At 54.7% G+C, this 16,641-nt stretch carries 15 protein-coding genes; 10 read left to right on the top strand and 5 right to left on the bottom strand.

The genetic code is table 11. The features are described 5' to 3' along the window. Positions 1-134: 134 nt before the first annotated feature. From GOW04_RS12430 to GOW04_RS12415, 4 genes are all read left to right on the top strand, one after another. Positions 135-1,958 carry an amidohydrolase gene (locus GOW04_RS12430; RefSeq protein WP_171232738.1) on the top strand — a complete coding sequence of 608 codons (1,824 nt, stop codon included), beginning with the start codon at positions 135-137 and terminating at the stop codon, positions 1,956-1,958. Beyond that, positions 1,955-2,749, top strand: a complete 795-nt coding sequence (locus GOW04_RS12425) for a DUF3299 domain-containing protein (protein WP_171232737.1) — start codon at positions 1,955-1,957, stop codon at positions 2,747-2,749. The genes GOW04_RS12430 and GOW04_RS12425 overlap by 4 nt, the downstream gene beginning before the upstream one ends. Before the next feature lie 844 nt (positions 2,750-3,593). After that, positions 3,594-6,242, top strand: coding sequence for an AsmA family protein (locus tag GOW04_RS22255; protein ID WP_171232736.1), 2,649 nt, complete (start codon positions 3,594-3,596; stop codon positions 6,240-6,242). 368 nt (positions 6,243-6,610) lie between these two features. Then, a complete protein-coding gene (locus GOW04_RS12415) occupies positions 6,611-7,210 on the top strand; it encodes a carboxymuconolactone decarboxylase family protein (protein ID WP_254430130.1) in 600 nt (199 codons plus the stop codon). A gap of 127 nt (positions 7,211-7,337) precedes the next feature. Here GOW04_RS12415 and GOW04_RS12410 read toward each other — a convergent pair whose 3' ends face one another. The 3 genes from GOW04_RS12410 to GOW04_RS12400 form a co-directional block, all read right to left on the bottom strand. Continuing rightward, positions 7,338-7,652, bottom strand: a complete 315-nt coding sequence (locus tag GOW04_RS12410; RefSeq protein WP_171232735.1) for a DUF1244 domain-containing protein — start codon at positions 7,650-7,652, stop codon at positions 7,338-7,340. Positions 7,653-7,739: 87 nt separating this feature from the next. Beyond that, positions 7,740-7,979, bottom strand: a complete 240-nt coding sequence (locus tag GOW04_RS12405) for a DUF6868 family protein (protein WP_152456995.1) — start codon at positions 7,977-7,979, stop codon at positions 7,740-7,742. Between the two features lie 87 nt (positions 7,980-8,066). Continuing rightward, entirely contained in the window at positions 8,067-8,804 is a 738-nt protein-coding gene (locus GOW04_RS12400; RefSeq protein WP_171232734.1) for an N-formylglutamate amidohydrolase, read from the bottom strand. Between the two features lie 142 nt (positions 8,805-8,946). Here GOW04_RS12400 and pyk point away from each other — a divergent pair, with 142 nt between their 5' ends. Next, positions 8,947-10,392: a pyruvate kinase gene (gene pyk / locus GOW04_RS12395; protein ID WP_152456997.1), complete on the top strand. Its 1,446-nt coding sequence runs from the start codon at positions 8,947-8,949 to the stop codon at positions 10,390-10,392. Positions 10,393-10,404: 12 nt separating this feature from the next. Here the strand turns inward: pyk and GOW04_RS12390 are convergent, their stop codons facing one another. After that, positions 10,405-10,866 carry an Lrp/AsnC family transcriptional regulator gene (locus GOW04_RS12390; RefSeq protein ID WP_174830357.1) on the bottom strand — a complete coding sequence of 154 codons (462 nt, stop codon included), beginning with the start codon at positions 10,864-10,866 and terminating at the stop codon, positions 10,405-10,407. A 198-nt stretch (positions 10,867-11,064) separates the two neighbouring features. On the opposite strand from GOW04_RS12390, the gene GOW04_RS12385 reads away from it, so the two are divergent. The 5 genes from GOW04_RS12385 to GOW04_RS12365 all read left to right on the top strand — a co-directional run bounded on the left by GOW04_RS12385 (position 11,065) and on the right by GOW04_RS12365 (position 15,132). Next, positions 11,065-11,502, top strand: coding sequence for a universal stress protein (locus GOW04_RS12385; protein ID WP_171232733.1), 438 nt, complete (start codon positions 11,065-11,067; stop codon positions 11,500-11,502). 13 nt (positions 11,503-11,515) lie between these two features. Next, positions 11,516-13,066, top strand: coding sequence for a sodium:alanine symporter family protein (locus GOW04_RS12380; RefSeq protein ID WP_171232732.1), 1,551 nt, complete (start codon positions 11,516-11,518; stop codon positions 13,064-13,066). Positions 13,067-13,249: 183 nt separating this feature from the next. Further along, positions 13,250-13,450, top strand: coding sequence for a 50S ribosomal protein L35 (rpmI, locus tag GOW04_RS12375; protein WP_010443552.1), 201 nt, complete (start codon positions 13,250-13,252; stop codon positions 13,448-13,450). 14 nt (positions 13,451-13,464) lie between these two features. Next, complete coding sequence (gene rplT / locus GOW04_RS12370; protein WP_152457001.1) at positions 13,465-13,830, top strand: 50S ribosomal protein L20; 366 nt, start codon at positions 13,465-13,467, stop codon at positions 13,828-13,830. Between the two features lie 126 nt (positions 13,831-13,956). Beyond that, a complete protein-coding gene (locus GOW04_RS12365) occupies positions 13,957-15,132 on the top strand; it encodes a peptidase S41 (RefSeq protein ID WP_171232731.1) in 1,176 nt (391 codons plus the stop codon). 91 nt (positions 15,133-15,223) lie between these two features. Here GOW04_RS12365 and GOW04_RS12360 read toward each other — a convergent pair whose 3' ends face one another. Continuing rightward, entirely contained in the window at positions 15,224-16,615 is a 1,392-nt protein-coding gene (locus tag GOW04_RS12360) for an aspartate aminotransferase family protein (protein ID WP_171232768.1), read from the bottom strand. Positions 16,616-16,641: the final 26 nt, after the last annotated feature.

The following is a 16,641-nucleotide window of genomic DNA, read 5'->3' as shown; positions in this document are numbered from 1 at the left end:
CCAAAAAGGTCAATCATTCGCAGTTTAAATAGCTCGTGGCACAAAGTGGATCGACAGGGTGCAAACAGTGGACTTAGACTTTTGAGAGAACCGCAGCACAAGGCTATACGCAAATGACTTTTTTTTCCAAGACGTTGATCCTTTCCAGCACAATGTTCTTGGCTGTGTCGAACATGGTCCAAGCGCAGAGCGCTGATACGATTTTTCTGAGCGAGAACATTGTCACGTCCAACGTCGAAATGCCGCTTGCGAAATCGGTCGCGGTAGAGGGTGATACCATCATTTGCGTGCGCACAGACGATAGTTGCCGAGAGCTTGCAGGCCCAGATGCCCAAATCGTGGACGCGGGCACAAACACCATCATGGCTGGTATCATCGACACGCATTTGCACACGCGCATCTTCGGACAAACGCATTTCGTCATGCTCAACCTGTTCAAATACAACGATGCAACACGCGAAGAGGTGGTCGAAGTCATCCGGGAATATGCATCGACACTTGGGCCGGATGAATGGGTTATCGGGGGCGGTTGGTCAGATGCGCATTTCCAGAACCCAAATAAGGAGGAACTGGACGAAATCGTGGGGGGGCGTCCTGCATTGATCTCGGACAATACTCAACATAACGGCTGGTATTCGACGAAAGCCCTGGAATACCTTGGGATCACTGCCGATTGGGAGCCACCGAAAGGCGGCTACATGCCGCTTAACGAAGCAGGTGATGAACCCTCTGGTCTTTTGCAGGAGAAAGCGCATCTTTCGACTGGATTCGTCGAGCAGCATAAACTCTATTCCTTCGAGAAACAGGAAGCAGCGATCCGTGGCGCCGCCCGCGTTCTCAACGCGGTTGGGGTTACAGGAGCGACGGAGGCTGCTGCCGGGTCCAAGGAGGGTGCGGATGACGTCTACGTCCGTCTGGCGCAAAAAGGTGAATTAACACTCAGGCACGAGTTGGCAATGGTGTTCTGGGGCACCGGCACGCCTGAGGGTGATACCGCAATGATCGAACAATTGGAGATGCGGCGGGCCGCCGTCGAGGATGCAGGCGTTGACTCCAGCATTCTCCATGCGAACACTGTCAAATTCGCCATCGATGGAACGCCGGGGCGCTTCGCCTACATGGAAGGCCCGTATTTGGACGGCACAAGGCCAGATATGAACTTCCATCCAGACAATCTTGCAGAGATTTTTGACGCTCTGACAGAGCGCAATTTTACCCTGATGCTCCATGTTGAAGGGAATGCAGGGATCCGCCGCTCGCTCGACGCGCTGGAATTTGCACATGAAACTGGCGAACCCGTGCGCGACGACATCCCCCAAATTTTCACCCATGTCGACCATTTGTCGATCGACAACGCGCGGCGCATGTCCCGGCTTGGAGTTTCCGGACAGCTTCAACTTCACTGGGCTGATCCGACCGAGGAATACTTCCTCAATGTTACCAGCCAGAACCTGCCGAAAGAGGTTTTGGAGCGCATGTACCAGTTCAAGCTCGTGACCGAGTTCATGGAGTACGGATTTGGGCCTGACGCACCAACCTCGCCGGTGTTTTCACCGTGGGAAGGTATGGAGATCGGCATGACACGGCAGGCGATGGGAACACCCGGCGGTCTTGTAATGCCCGGAGAGCCATTGACCTTTGATGAGGTTATCCATGGCTCAACACTGGGCAGTGCGCGCCTTCAGGATCGCGGCGATGTGTTAGGTAGTCTTGAGGAAGGCAAGCTTGCGGATATCATTGTGCTTGACCGCGACATCCGGAAGCAGGCCTTAGAGAATATCTTCGATTTTCATAAGATCGAAGTGCTGCAGACCTATATGGGCGGTGAGTTGGTCTACGACATTGATCGTGACGGCGAACCGGACAAAGAGCTGACAGAGCCGGTCTGGGAAGAAGGTGACGACGAAAAACTACGCCGTGGCGTGGCGGTCACCAGCGTAAGGGTGTCTGAGGGATGATGAAAGTCGCGTATGCGCTGGCGATGGTCGCGCTGTTCGGCCTTATAACTTTTCCAGTATCGGCGCAAAGCGTCGAGAAGGCGCGGCAGCGCGCGATTGCAGGTCAACAAAACTTTGGCGTTCCCTTAGATCCGCTTGCTGCGCCGCCTATTTTAACGAGAGCACCGATCAGTGCTCCGCCGCATAGCATGTCGGCGGGGGGGCGTGTTATCGGTTGGCGAGATCTGCAACCGCCGCATGTTTTGAGCGAAACACCCTTTGCTGACCTGCCTCCTTTCTTGCTCGATGCAATGCGTACCCATGTCGAATGGCGTACTTCATCGCCGCGCGAGCGCGAAAACTCGGCATTCATAAAACGCCACGAAGCTGCCCTGAAACTCCTCTCCATGCATAACGTCGATGTTGAAGGTCTGATGAAAAAACGCCGTAAGATTATTAGGCAGAATGGCCGTGCAGGACGCGGCCCTAATCCGGAAATTCTCGGAAAATTTATCCGCCTCCCGGGTTATGTCGTCCCGCTTGCTTTTGATGAGACAAAAGTTACCGAATTTCTCTTCGTGCCTGTCGCAGGGGCCTGCGTTCACACACCTACCCCGCCGGCAAACCAGATTGTACATGTGAACTATCCGCAGGGCCTCGCTTTTAGCTCAATCTTCGACGCTTTCTGGATTGAGGGAGAGTTGGTAGCTGAAGATAGCAAAAGCAACGTTGTGTTTTACGACGGTGCTTCGAACATCGAGGCGCATTATAGCCTCAATGCCAAAGCCGTGGAGCTCTACACCGCGTGGTGAATGCGATCGTAAGGCCCTATATATGCTCGAACTCTTCCGAAATGCCCAACCAATTGCGGCTGCCGGTGAGTAAGATCTTCCGCCCTGAGACCAGTTACCTCTATGGACTTGTTGCAAAACTTGATCCGGTTTCATAACCGCTAGTTATAACGGTCACAGCGGTCATTTGCGGAAAACAGTCTGTTCATAATGAAGCAAAAGACCGCTCCGATGGGCTTCTCTAGAAAAGGAGTTTCGTTGACGTTCGGCAAAGGTCAAATCCTGCTCCCGCAACCTGCGTCGCAATTCCCAAAACAAACCCTCAAACCAAAATCAATCCAACTGATCCAATGGATCAATGGCTTCTCCGCGACAGCCTCGCAAAACGAAACTCACAGACACAAAAGACGCATAAAACGATTCCTAAGGGGCAAATCTTATCTATTAGATTTGGATAAATGCTCTTAATCCATGATTTAACACCATACTGAGTGATATTAACGTTAAAGACGCTCGCGTACCGATTTCCATTGCCTTTTTGGTTTGGAGCCGACAACAAGCATGTCGACACTGCGGATAGATCGGCGCTTGCGACGGTATTGCTGAGGATGACAACTCTTTGCTTCTTTTAAATGTGACCCGCTCAAACGGCGAAGTCATTTACGACCCGCTCGCCGCATGAACACCAATTGAACTATCGAGAAGACATCGCAACAAAAAATTGCTCACTCAGCCAACGTGGTTATCGCTTTAGTGCACCTAAATCCATCATCCCAATGGATTACAGGCCGATGATGCACTAACAATCAACTTGGACCAGTCTGATGAGGATGCTCAAGATGACTTGGAACCTTGGGAGAGAAGCGTGAGATACGTTGCCAAAGGTGTTTTCATTTGTTGCGCTGTTGCGCTTGTTTCTGTCTTTGCGGCCGGGCTATTCCTGTCCTCCGCGTTGTTTTCTTCGGTCAGGGCCACTTTTGTCGAGAACCTGATCAGTAAGAAACTTGGTCAGGATGTCAGAATAGAAGATGAAGTGCGTCTCGGTCTGGGTCGGCAGTTGCAGATATCAGCGGCGGGGTTGGTACTACCCGGGGCGCCGGAAGCAGATGCGAAGCTGGCGGCAATCGACAAACTTGAATTCGAGGTTTCCGCGCGTGACCTCTGGAACAATAAGCTTTCTCTAAGTGGCCTCTCTGTCTCGGGTCTTCACCTGAACCTGATCACTGACAAGGATGGCGTTGGAAATTGGCACTCTGTTTCTCAACCGAATGCAGCAGCTTCGCAAACCGCAAAACCTCCGACGCTACCGGTCGCCGGAATTCTGTCGGACCGCACAGTTGACCTGACCGACATCACCATTTTTTATCAGAATGAATTGAATGGGCTTGAACTGAATCTGCAGCTTCCTGAACTGCTTTTGAAGCGTGACGATCAAACCAACACGGCCTCTGCTGCTGGGGAAGGTTCGCTGAACGGCGAGAGGTTTGAGCTCAGCGGAGCGTTTCCAGCGGAAGACCCGTTTCGGATAACAGCGGTTTTTGAACAAGTCTCTATTCTTGCCGAAGAAGTCCCTACGGAAGCCGGGCTTGAGGTGAGGACGACGATAGAGATTGTGGAACTTGGTCAGCTTCTCGATATCCTGAAACTTGATCGAGTATTGGAAGGCTCTGGGCGTATCGGCGCAACGTTCCAAACGGCTAACGGCACTTCCCGGATCGATGATCTGGCCGTGCTGGCGGAGTTGGATGGTGGTCAAAGCCTCTCGCTGAACGGGCAAATCGGGGAATTGGGAAACCCCGAAGATGTATCGCTGACAACACGTATTCGGTTGTACCCGGAAAATGCTGAACCAGCCCCCGCCGCATCACGATATGATCTTAAACTTGTTGCAGTTGATATGGTAATGGACAGTGTTCCTGGGCAGGTTCCTCAGCGACAAATGGTTATCAAAACCAACGGGTTCACATTGGACACCTCGGGCGAAGGCCCGCCTCCAATCAAGTTTTCCGAGCTATCCAGAACACCCGAAGGCGCCTTGCGTGTTGGAAGCATCAACCTAAGAATTGGGAACCCCGCTGATCCGTTTGTCATTTTGAACGGCTCGGTCGATGATGCGCTGAGGTTGCAAGGCATATCAGCTGAAGGTCTGATGGATATTCCGGCAAGCAGTCTGATCTCTCCAGAGTTGTTAGGGCCGGACGACCAGCTTGGCAGGTTTTCCGGCAACTTTCATTTGAACGGCGGCATAAATCAGCTGTCTTTAACGAATCTGGATGGCCGGACAAGCGAAACGGAAGTCTGGAATCTCGAGGTGCATGGCAAGGTCAAGAACGTGCTCAAATTCGAGGATCTGGATCTGGCAATTGATGTCGATGTCCCATCCGGGGCGGATCTGTTGGAGGCGCTGTCACTTGAACGTGTCGAAACCGGTCCTGCGCGGTTTGAAATCGGGCTTGTCAGCCAGGGCACTGATTGGAACGCAAATGCTGCTGTCGAGGTAGCCGACTCTGCCCTGCAAATCGTGGCCGACCTTGATGATGCAACAAGTGACCCTGTATTGCGGGGTACTATTGAAAGTGAGCTGATCAAGGTAGATCAGATTCGTACCATCATTCAGGCCGTCGCACAGTTGAGGAAGTTAGGCGGTTCAGAGGCGGACGAGGAAGATGCCGATCAAGAAGACAGTGCCGCCGGTCCACTGAGAGATGTGACGCTTGAACCTATCGGCCGTTCAATTCTCTTGTCCGGTATGGATATGGATGTTGATATTGATCTTCGGCATATCGAAGGCGCCAGAGGCATAAGCAGTTTGCAGAGTGATCTGACTCTCAACGAAGAAGAGCTTAAGGCCGGGCCGTTGAAGTTTGAATACGGAGGCGCCCATTTCGACGTCAGCGGGCAAATGGATCTGTCGAATGACGCGCATCTGCTTACTTTGACCGGCAAGGCGGGCGGCTGGCAGCTGGATGACATCCTCCACAATCTGAACTTCGAAAAGGGCGCCAGCGGTACGATCTATGCTGATTTTTCGGTGACCGGCGGAACTGATTCACCAAAACACTTTGCCAACACCATGAATGGCAGCGCCACAGTTTCAATGCGGGATGGCTCTATCGAAACGCAGCTTCTGGATCTGGCGGGGCTTGGGGTCTTACCTTGGGTATTTACAAAAGAAAAACAAAAGGTTGCTCCAATCGTATGCTTGCGCGCGCCGATCAGTATTTCAAATGGAAACTTTTCGACAAAACAAACGACCCTGGAAACAGATCATGTCCAGGTTGTTGTCTTTGGCGATGTTAATGTGGCGGGAAAATCTCTGGATTTGAATCTGCAACCCCGAAAGATTGGCGAACCCCTTTCAAAAAGCCCCTGGCCAGTGACTTTGAAGGGTCCATTGTCCAAGCCGAACGTCAAGGTCAAGGATGGGCCGAAAAGGCTGAAACGATCTGATGGTGCGGATAAAATGCCGGCCAAACGAAAACTCTGCGTTCCGGATATTTTGCAGCTCCAATAGTGGGCGAGCGGCTCGGTACCTGACCGAACCCAGAGTTCGTGAAGGATCGTAATGTGACTGCTAAAGATGTCTGTTTTGGGCAAGGAGCGTGGATTGAAGGCCAAACCACGCTAGGTGTCCAACGTCTTGTGGCCACCCGGAACCCCCGTGTTTGCGGCAATGGCTGGATCTTCAGTCACAGGCTTCCACAGCTTCCAAAACAGGTCCAGGCACTCCGTGCATGCCTAAAGCTAGCCAACAGTTTGCGCACTCTGACACCGTGTAACGCGGCAATTGACTGCAATACTCGGGGATAACACCAACTACTCCATGCCGCCTTGCGACATGCAAAAGGTTGCTTGTTTGCGAAAGCCCGGAGCCCAGCTAGGATGCAAGATACTGATTTTCGAGAGGTTGAAATGAAAAACCTGTTTCCGTCCATGCCCGAAGACGCGAATCTGGGCCACGTCTATCGCGCTTTCCCGGAGAAACTTGGACCTCTGGCAGAGTACCAAAATCGTGTCATGCGGGGCGACAGTGAACTCAGCATCGCGGAACGAGAGATCATTGCAGCCTATGTCTCCGGATTGAACGCCTGCGCTTTTTGTCATGGCGCGCACACCGTGCATGCCAAGGCTTTCGGCATTGATGTCAGCACCATCGAGGATTTGATGGATGATCTTGAAAGCGCGGATATCGACGACAGTCTAAAACCCATTCTGGCTTATTCCGGGAAATTAACAACCAGCCCCTCCCGCATGACTGAAGCCGATGCAAAAGCAGTCTACGATGCCGGCTGGTCCGAGAATGCGCTGTTTGACGCTATACAAGTTTGCGGTTTGTTCAACTTGATGAATCGTATGTTAGAGGGCACCGGAATTACCGAGTATCATTCAGATACTAATTCCGCCGGTGAAGACGTGCTCGACAACCTGCGTAGCAAAAGGTGCTACCTTGATTTTGGCAAGGCAAACGGGCTTTTCGCATGACTTCTGATCTGTCGGTCTGGGCCAGGGGCCTCGAATAAGCGTATGGCGGGCGTGGCACAACAGCTTGAAACGGTAATCCAAATCAACAGGCCCGCCGGATCGGCGGGCCTTTTTGAGCTCTGCGTTGTCAGTCTTTCGTGCCGACGTTTTCTTCGAACGCAACCTTGAAGGCGGCCTGTTTCTCGGGGCTGGCCTCGGTTTGATATTTCGATTTCCATTCATCCATCGTCATGCCGTAGAAAATCTCGCGGGCTCCATCCTTGCCCAGTTCGATTCCCTTTTCGTTTGCCGCTTCCTGGTACCAGCGCGACAGGCAGTTGCGACAAAACCCGGCGAGGTTCATCATGTCGATGTTCTGAACGTCCGTGCGGTCTTCCATCAGGTGTTTTTGCAACCGGCGAAATGCGGCAGCCTGAAGTTCAATTTCGGTTTGCTTGTCCATGATCTGGCTCCGGATGGCGAATGAGTTGCTTCTGACCTAACAATCCAGTGGACCCGTTACAAGAAACGGACGGGCCGAAGCGCCTTTTCACATCAATTTCAATGCTAGCCAAGGCACGATGCAGAAAACCAGCGTCAGGATTTTGTAGTTCGCAAGATACCTGAAATAGGCGCGTTTCACATCCGGGCGTTCCATCCGAAACATCCTGCCGTGAATGTCGGCAATCCAATCCTGCAAAAGCAGAACCATCAGGGTGGTAAACAGAAGCACCGCGATATTGAGCACGGCCATCCAACCAAAAAACGTCGTCAAAAACTCTTGTGTCATGATGACCCCCTTTCCCAGTTGATATGGGACATGAAGGCCGTGCTCACAACAGCGTGATGAGCGGAAAAGCACGCGCAGGACTTGCGGTCAAAGGTCGCTGGCTTCCAATGCATCTTGCAGGATCACCGCCAATCGCTCGGCCAATTCCCTTTGCCCCGCATGGTCTGCGATCAAGTCGTTGCGCAGCTCGATCAGTGCGTTGGGGCGTCCAAACGCGGTACAGTGTTTGTCGATCGCATCCCCCGGCAGAACTCCGGTATACGGCTGGTTGACGCCAACGCACAGATCTTCCTCGGCCTGAAGCCTTTCGATCAGCGGGCCAGAGAACCGCTCGTCCGAGGTGTGCAGCACGCCAATGTGCCACGGGCGCGCCTCACGACCGCGCAGCTGGCGGGTGAAGGAATGCATCGAAACGATCACAGCATGGGGCAGGGCCGCCATTTGTGCCAGTGCCTCGTGGTAGGGGCGGTAGCACATATTCAGGCGACGTTCGCGCTCGTCATCATCTGCATGGCGATTTCCGGGTATGATTGACCCATCATAGAGCTTCATCAACAGCGTGGGATCGTCCTCACCCCGGTTCGGATCGATGACCAGCCGCGAGAAGTTGGCGGCAATCACAGGCGCGTTCAGGATATCGCCCAAGTGTTTCGACACCTCATACGCGCCGACATCATAGGCGATATGGCGTTCCATATCTTCGCGCGGCAGACCGAGATCGCCGCCATTTACGTCAGGGGGAACAGTATTGGTTGCATGGTCGCATGTAATCAGCCAGCGAGACGGGCGATCCGCACCGTGGACGAAAAATGGAGTGTATGTCATGAGCCTGTCATCTTGTTTGCCGCTGGTGTAGGGCAGTTGCTTTGAAAAGGGAATTGCGCAATAAGCATCGAGATGATGTTTGCGGTAACATTTTGCGTAAGCTGATCTGCAAACTTGAGATGACGTAAGGAGGTCTATGCCAATGCGACGCCTAAGAAATGTGAAAATCGTGGCGACGCTGGGGCCAGCGTCAAATGACTATGACACGATTCGTGCCCTGCACGAGGCTGGCGCGGATGTCTTTCGTTTGAACATGAGCCATGGCAGCCATGATGAGATCCGCGAACGGCACAAGATTATTCGGCAGGTGGAAAAAGATCTGGACAGCCCGATTGCCATTCTGGCCGACCTTCAGGGGCCCAAGCTGCGCGTTGGTGTCTTTGCCAATGAGGCAGAGGAGCTGGAAGAAGGTGCGTCCTTCCGGCTCGACCTCGACCCTGCTGCGGGCGACATCAACCGGGTCTGCCTGCCGCATCCCGAGATTTTCGCGGCGCTTGAGCCGGGCGCGCGCCTGCTGGTGAATGACGGCAAGATCCGACTGATCGTTCAGGACTGCGGGCAGGATTTTGCAAATTGCACGGTCGAGGTGGGTGGCACGATCTCGAACCGCAAGGGCGTCAACGTTCCTGATGTGGTGCTGCCGCTGGCGGCTTTGTCGGCCAAGGACCGAGAGGATCTGGAGTTTGTCTGCCAACTGGGTGTCGACTGGTTGGCGCTGAGCTTCGTGCAGCGCGCCAAAGACGTTTTCGAGGCTCGCGCGCTTGCGGATGGCCGCGCAGCGATCCTGTCCAAGATTGAAAAACCTGCGGCAGTTGAGGCGTTTGACGATATTCTTGATGCGTCGGACGGGATCATGGTGGCACGCGGCGACCTGGGCGTGGAACTGCCTGTTTCTGCCGTGCCTCCGATCCAGAAACGACTGGTCCGTAAATGCCGCGGGGCAGCCAAGCCCGTCATCGTCGCCACACAGATGCTGGAAAGCATGATCGAAAGCCCGATGCCGACCCGTGCCGAAGTGTCGGACGTTGCGACGGCGATCTACGAAGGCACCGATGCCATCATGCTCAGCGCGGAATCGGCAGCCGGTGCGTATCCGATCGAAGCGGTGCAGACGATGAACAAGGTTGCCATCGAAGTTGAAGCCGACCCGACGTATACGCAGATCATCGCGGCCTCGCGTACCGCCAAGGGCACCACCGTTGCGGACGGGATTGTTGCCGCCGCGCGTGAAATAGCCGAGAAAACCGATATCAAGGCGATCTGCTGCTTTACGCAAAGTGGCACGACAGCCGCATTGACCGCGCGCGAACGTCCCGGTGTTCCGATTATCGCGATGACGTCGCTGATGGGAACGGCGCGCAGACTCTGCCTGAGCTGGGGTTGCAACTGCGTCATGACGCCCGAGCTCGAGCGGTTCAAAAGCGCGGTTGTAAACGCAGCGCGCGCCGCAAGGGCAGGGGGCTTTGCAACTGAAACCGACCAGATCGTTGTCACCGCCGGGGTGCCGTTCAACGTACCGGGCACCACCAACATTCTGCGCGTGGCGCCCTGTGACGAGCGACTGATCTACAGCACGGATCCCGAATAACCGGAACGGGTATCAAGGCCCGGACACCCGTTGGCCAACCGGCTCTTTCACGGCCTCCATGACCGTGAAAGAGCTGGTTTGGTGAATCCCGGGCAGCTTGTTGATTTTCTCACCCAGTATCATCCGGAAATGCGCGATATCGCGGGTGCGGACAGTCAGAAGATAATCGAACGACCCTGCCACCATCAGGCAACTTTCGATTTCCGGCACATCGCGAACGGCCTCGTTGAATTTTTCCAGGGATTGCTCGGCCGTTGCGGTCAACGAAACCTGTACGACGGTCAGAAGGGCCAGCCCCATTCTCTCTTTGTCGACGATGGCGCTGTAGCCCTTGATATAGCCGTTCTTTTCCAGTCGTTTCACACGCTCGGAACAGGGCGTGTTTGTAAGGTTTACGCGCGCCGCAAGCTCAACTATTGAGAGCCGGCCATTGGCCTCAAGCTCGTGCAGGATGCGTTGATCGATATTGTCCAATTCTCTACTAATCAGTAAAACTTCCTGTTATTTTAGTGTAAAACGACAATTTCCACTGAATATAGACCAAAAAAATCCCCAATTCCTAGTGAAAATTCCTGATACTTACCAAAGGGCGGTCTTATTGAAAGTTCCAAGTTCCGGCTGCCCTGCCGGGGGCACGGGCCTCGGCCAAATGAAAAATAATGGAGGAACGACATGACAACAAAGATTGTCATAGGACTCGACGGGACAGAGACCGGTGAGCGCGTGATTACCTTTGCCAAGGATTTGGCAAAGTTGATCGGGTCGTGTGAACTGGTGGTCGCTTATGTGATTGAATGGTCCCCTTACACCTTTCAGACACCGGAAGAAAACGCGCAGCGTCACAAGCGACGGGAAGAAGAGGTTGATCTGGCAACGTCGCGGGTCGTGACACCTGCCGTTGAGGCCCTCAGAGAGGCTGGTTTTGAAGCGCAGGGTGTTGTTCGCCACGGCGACGTGGCCGAGACCTTGAACGCCATTACAATGGAAATGGGCGGCTCGCAGATCGTTGTCGGCCGGTCTTCGGCGGACGGGATCAAGAAACGTATCTTCGGCAGCTCGACCCAGAACCTTGTGATGCATGCCGATGTTCCGGTCACGGTTGTGAACTGAAGGGAGGGACAAAATGAGAATGCTTAAACAACTCGGCGCCTCAATGGCAGCCGCTATTGTCGCCAGCCCTGCCTTTGCGCAAGAAGCTCCGGGGCTTGATGAAAAAATCAACCAGACTTTCGCTAATCTGACCGGTCCATTCGTCAGCTTCATCTTCGCGCCATTCCCCGGGACCAGTTTCCCATGGATCGTGATGTGGCTGGTGATCGCTGCGACGGTTTTCACGCTGTATTTTGCTTTTGTGCAGATGCGGTTTTTTGGCCACGCAATCAGTCTTGTCAAAGGTGACTATTCCGACCCCAATGATGCGGGCGAGGTCAGCCATTTTCAGGCTCTGGCTACGGCGCTTTCCGGTACGGTCGGTCTGGGGAATATCGCGGGTGTTGCTGTTGCCGTCGGCATCGGCGGACCGGGCGCAACCTTCTGGATGATCCTGGCGGGTCTTCTGGGGATGGCGTCGAAATTCACCGAATGTACGCTGGGCGTGAAGTACCGCAACGAGTACGAAGACGGCACCGTTTCGGGTGGCCCGATGTACTATATGTCCAAAGGGTTCAACGAACTGGGCTTGCCGGGTGGCAAGATCCTGGCGGTTTTGTTCTCGATCTTCTGTATCCTTGGCGCGCTGGGTGGGGGCAACATGTTCCAGGCCAATCAGGCGCATCAGCAGATCGCGGGAATCGTAGGTGACTATCCGGGCTGGATTACCGGGCTGGTCTTCGCAGCGGTTGTTTTCATGGTCATCGTCGGCGGCCTGAAGTCTATCGCACGGGTGACCGAGAAGGTGGTGCCATTCATGGGCATTCTCTATGTTCTGACCGCTTTGGTCATCATCTTGATGAATGCGGATATGATCGGCTGGGCCTTTGGTCAGATCTTCGCCGGCGCCTTCACCGGTCTGGGTGTTGCAGGCGGCATGGTCGGGGCGCTGATCCAGGGCTTCAAACGTGCGGCGTTTTCGAACGAAGCGGGTGTTGGCTCGGCAGCGATTGCGCACTCGGCTGTTCGGACCAAGGAACCGATCACCGAAGGCTTCGTTTCATTGCTGGAGCCGTTCATCGACACCGTGGTGATCTGCACGATGACCGCTCTGGTTATCATCATCACCCAGCAATTGATCATCGATCCCGAAACCGGCAACTATATGCTGAATGAGGCCGGCACGGCGATTGCCACTGTTGACGGCAACTCGGGTGTCAGCCTGACCTCTGCCGCCTTCGGCAGCGCGTTCGGTTTCTTCCCGTATATCCTGGCGGTTGCGGTGATCCTGTTTGCCTTCTCGACCATGATCAGCTGGTCCTACTATGGCCTCAAGGCCTGGACTTACCTGTTCGGTGAGGGCCACACCAAAGAGCTGGTGTTCAAGATCATCTTCTGCATCTTCGTCGTCATCGGTGCCGCAGCCAACCTTGGCCCGGTCATCGACTTCTCGGATGCGGCGATCTTTGCGATGGCGGTGGTCAACGTCTTTGCGCTCTACTTCCTGATGAAAGTGGTGCGTCAGGAGCTGGCCTCGTATTCCGAGCGCCTGAAAACCGGTGAAATCCGGAAATTCGAACACTAAACCCAATCACTGGGGCGGCCTTTGTCGCCCCAGTGCCCGATCAGCCGGCAAAAAGCGCAGAATCTGATCCAAACCCCCTTGCCAGTATGACCGAACTTGCGTAAACGGCGCTTCTGATCGCGTGACCGGCCGAGATGGCATGCCGAGTCGCGTCTGGAACCGAACCCGAAAAAGGAGACGGAAATGCCTAAGATGAAGACCAAGTCGAGCGCCAAAAAGCGCTTCAAGGTGACTGCGACCGGTAAGGTCCTTGCTGGCCAGGCCGGCAAACGGCACGGCATGATCAAGCGGACCAAGAAATTCATCCGCGATGCCCGTGGCAACACCACCCTGTCCGCCCCCGACGCCAAGATCGTCAAGGGCTACATGCCCTACGACCGCTAAGAGGAGATTAAGAGATGTCCCGCGTTAAAGGTGGAACCGTAACTCACGCCCGTCACAAGAAGGTCATCAAGGCCGCCAAAGGTTACTATGGCCGCCGCAAGAGCACCTTCAAGGTTGCGCGTCAGGCCGTCGACAAGGCCAACCAGTATGCAACCCGCGACCGCAAGAACCGCAAGCGCAACTTCCGCGCGCTATGGATCCAGCGTATCAACGCTGCTGTCCGTTCGCATGACGAAGCACTGACATATTCCCGCTTCATCAACGGCCTGAACCTGGCCGGTATCGAGGTGGACCGCAAAGTTCTGGCCGACCTGGCCGTGCACGAACCGGAAGCGTTCGGCGCGATCGTCGCCAAAGCTCAGGCAGCTCTGACCGCCTGATTCTCTTTCGAGAGACAGTGAAGGAAAGGCCGTCCCATTTGGGGCGGCTTTTTTGTTTTCCATAGATTGGACGTCGGTGTTAAGCACACTCTGGACATCGTCCAGCAGTCGTGCGCACCTTAAACTATGTCGCTGGTACAAGACTTTGAGCAAGTTTTAGAAACTGCCTTGCCACGCGATCCCAGCTTTCGGCGGATCGAACAGACGGCGATAGACAGTTGCATTAGTGATGCCCGAAGATACGCTTCAGAAGGTCTGAAAGAGGCCTTTCTGTTTTCAACAATGCGCCTACTGGCGCTTCCCGACAACGGGCACACGCGGCTGATTCCGAATGATGCCATCTCGGTGCTCCCGCTGAGATTCGTGAGCATCGGAACTGCCATCCAGTTAGTTGGTACGGCACCAGAAACAACTGCGCCCAGAGGAAAGCTGGTTGCAGTCAACGGCACACCGTTAAGCCAAATCGAAGCCGCCTCAGAAACATTTCTGGCAGGAACGCGCCAAAGGAAACGGGTAATCGGATCGATTATACTCGTGTGGCCCTATGCTTTGGCTCGTCTCGGTTTTTCCTCAAAAGACGAAACGACCGAGTATCGCGTGCAAGACGAGAACGGTCAGATATCCGAATTCAAAGTGGAAAACGGTCATACGGTTCCTGCATCAACGCTCTACCCGAGAAACGAGCATGGCCGGGCCGATCCGGCTTGGACACCCGAGAGACTTGTGGAGACTAAGGGCTGGCGGGGACTTGGGCTTTCGATACTGTTGCCCAGTTTTTTCGATTCAGGAGAAGGTGCGCTGCCGAAAGCCATCTCAGGTGCAGCAGAACAAGTAAGCGTTTGCTCGGAAAAAACGCTCTTGATTGACATTCGTGGAAACACTGGTGGCGACTTTCTCAAAACGATGCCCTTGATCGACGCCATCTCTGAAAACGCAAGCAGGCAGGTTGTTGTGCTTGTCGATAAATTCACGTTTTCGGCTGCGATAGTTTTTGTCGCCATCCTCAAACATCGATTGGGACCTAGGCTCAAGCTCATAGGGGAAGAAATGGGTGACGGGTTGACGTTTTTTGCCGAGGGAGGTTCGCTCGATTTGCCAACCAGCGGGGCGGTCGTTCGATACTCATCGGCTTTTCATGATTGGGAGAACGGAACCAGCGATGAAACCACACCAGCCGAGATCGCGCGGCAACTAGTTCCGGCTGGAACACTGGATTTGGATTGGGAATTGATCACCGAACCTACCGCTGAAGATGCACACGGCGCGTTCTATCAACGAATTCTCAGAAGTCTGAGAAATTAGACGAATGGCAGGAAAGCCCGCGTAGATGCCACGCGAACGCAAAAAAAACCGGCGCATTCAGCGCCGGTTTTCGTAAATTCATTGAGGGAACTCACCCGAACACACGCCCCAGCGCGCCATCGACCGCGTCGGTTATCTGGTCGATGTCATCTGTCGTGGCGATCAGGGCAGGCGAGAAGCACAGCGTGTTGTTGCGGCTTGGGATCGAGCGGTTTGTGACACCGATGATCACGCCCTGGTTCATACAGTCGGCCACAACCGCCTGTGCCAGTTTCTCGTCCACAGGCTCTTTGCTGGTACGGTCTGCGACCAGCTCGGCACCCAAGAACAGGCCCTTGCCGCGCACGTCGCCAATGACCTTGTGTTTTTCCATCAGCGCCTGAAGGTTGCCCATCATGCGGTCACCCATGGCCGCGCAATTGCCCAGCAGGTTTTCATCCTCGATGATGCGCATGTTTTCGATCGCAGCCGCCGGACCGGCAGTGCAGCCACCAAAGGTCGAGATGTCGCGGAAATAGCTCATCGGGTCCGAAGCATCATCCTTGAACATGTCAAAGACTTCCTCGGTGGTGACCATGCAGGCAATCGCGGCATAGCCCGAGGCGACGCCCTTGGCCATGGTCACGAAATCCGGCTTGATGCCGTATTGCTGATAACCGAACCATGTGCCGGTGCGGCCCACGCCGCAGACAACCTCGTCGATATGCAGCAGCACGTCGTATTTCTTGCAGATCTCCTGCACGCGCTGCCAGTATCCTTCGGGCGCTTCGATCACGCCGCCACCTGCGGTCACCGGCTCGAGGCACAGTGCGCCGACGGTGTCGGGGCCTTCGCGCAGGATGACCTGTTCGATCTGATCTGCGGCCCATTCGCCAAAGTTCTCTTCGGGGGCGCCGTCCAGCTCGTGCTTGCGGTATTCCATGCAGTGGGGCACGCGCACGAAATCAGGCGCAAAGGGGCCGTATTGTGCGGTGCGCTCGTCCTGACCGCCTGCCGACATGGTCGCCAGAGTCGAGCCGTGATAATCGCGGTCACGATACAGGATCTTGGTCTTCTTGCCGCCGTACTTCTTGTGCGCGATCTGGCGCACCATCTTGAACGCCTTCTCGTTCGCTTCAGAGCCCGAGTTGGTGTAATACACGCGGCTCATGCCGGGCATCTTGTCGATCAGTTGCTCGGCAAAGATCGCGCCGGGGATAGAGCCGGCCGAATTGGCGAAATAGCACAGCTTCATCAGCTGGTCATAAACGGCCTTGCAGATCGATTCGCGGCCATAGCCGACGTTGACAGTCCAGACGCCGCCGGAAACCGCATCCAGATGCTCTTTGCCTTTCTGGTCCCAGACGCGCATGCCCTTGCCTTCGACAATGATGCGGGGGTCATTGGTTTCAAAGGGTTTGTGCTGGATCAGATGATGCCAGATATGGGCGCGGTCGGCTTCGACCACGCGGGAAAGATCGTTTTCGTTGAACGTGCCGTCCATGACAAGTCCTTTCAGTGAGGTGCGGT

This window comes from Ruegeria sp. HKCCA4812 (assembly GCF_013034245.1).
In the GTDB taxonomy this organism is placed as follows: Bacteria; Pseudomonadota; Alphaproteobacteria; order Rhodobacterales; family Rhodobacteraceae; genus Ruegeria.
This window is presented reverse-complemented; position numbering and strand designations above follow the sequence as displayed.

Bases quoted from the DNA above. Each gene is read 5' to 3' on its own strand.
- GOW04_RS12425 (WP_171232737.1), top strand. From the start codon at position 1,955: ATGATGAAAGTCGCGTATGCGCTGGCGATGGTCGCGCTGTTCGGCCTT.
- GOW04_RS12415 (WP_254430130.1), top strand. From the start codon at position 6,611: ATGCAAGATACTGATTTTCGAGAGGTTGAAATGAAAAACCTGTTTCCG.
- GOW04_RS12410 (WP_171232735.1), bottom strand. From the start codon at position 7,652: ATGGACAAGCAAACCGAAATTGAACTTCAGGCTGCCGCATTTCGCCGG.
- GOW04_RS12405 (WP_152456995.1), bottom strand. From the start codon at position 7,979: ATGACACAAGAGTTTTTGACGACGTTTTTTGGTTGGATGGCCGTGCTC.
- GOW04_RS12400 (WP_171232734.1), bottom strand. From the start codon at position 8,804: ATGACATACACTCCATTTTTCGTCCACGGTGCGGATCGCCCGTCTCGC.
- pyk (WP_152456997.1), top strand. From the start codon at position 8,947: ATGCGACGCCTAAGAAATGTGAAAATCGTGGCGACGCTGGGGCCAGCG.
- GOW04_RS12385 (WP_171232733.1), top strand. From the start codon at position 11,065: ATGACAACAAAGATTGTCATAGGACTCGACGGGACAGAGACCGGTGAG.
- GOW04_RS12380 (WP_171232732.1), top strand. From the start codon at position 11,516: ATGAGAATGCTTAAACAACTCGGCGCCTCAATGGCAGCCGCTATTGTC.
- rpmI (WP_010443552.1), top strand. From the start codon at position 13,250: ATGCCTAAGATGAAGACCAAGTCGAGCGCCAAAAAGCGCTTCAAGGTG.
- rplT (WP_152457001.1), top strand. From the start codon at position 13,465: ATGTCCCGCGTTAAAGGTGGAACCGTAACTCACGCCCGTCACAAGAAG.
- GOW04_RS12365 (WP_171232731.1), top strand. From the start codon at position 13,957: ATGTCGCTGGTACAAGACTTTGAGCAAGTTTTAGAAACTGCCTTGCCA.
- GOW04_RS12360 (WP_171232768.1), bottom strand. From the start codon at position 16,615: ATGGACGGCACGTTCAACGAAAACGATCTTTCCCGCGTGGTCGAAGCC.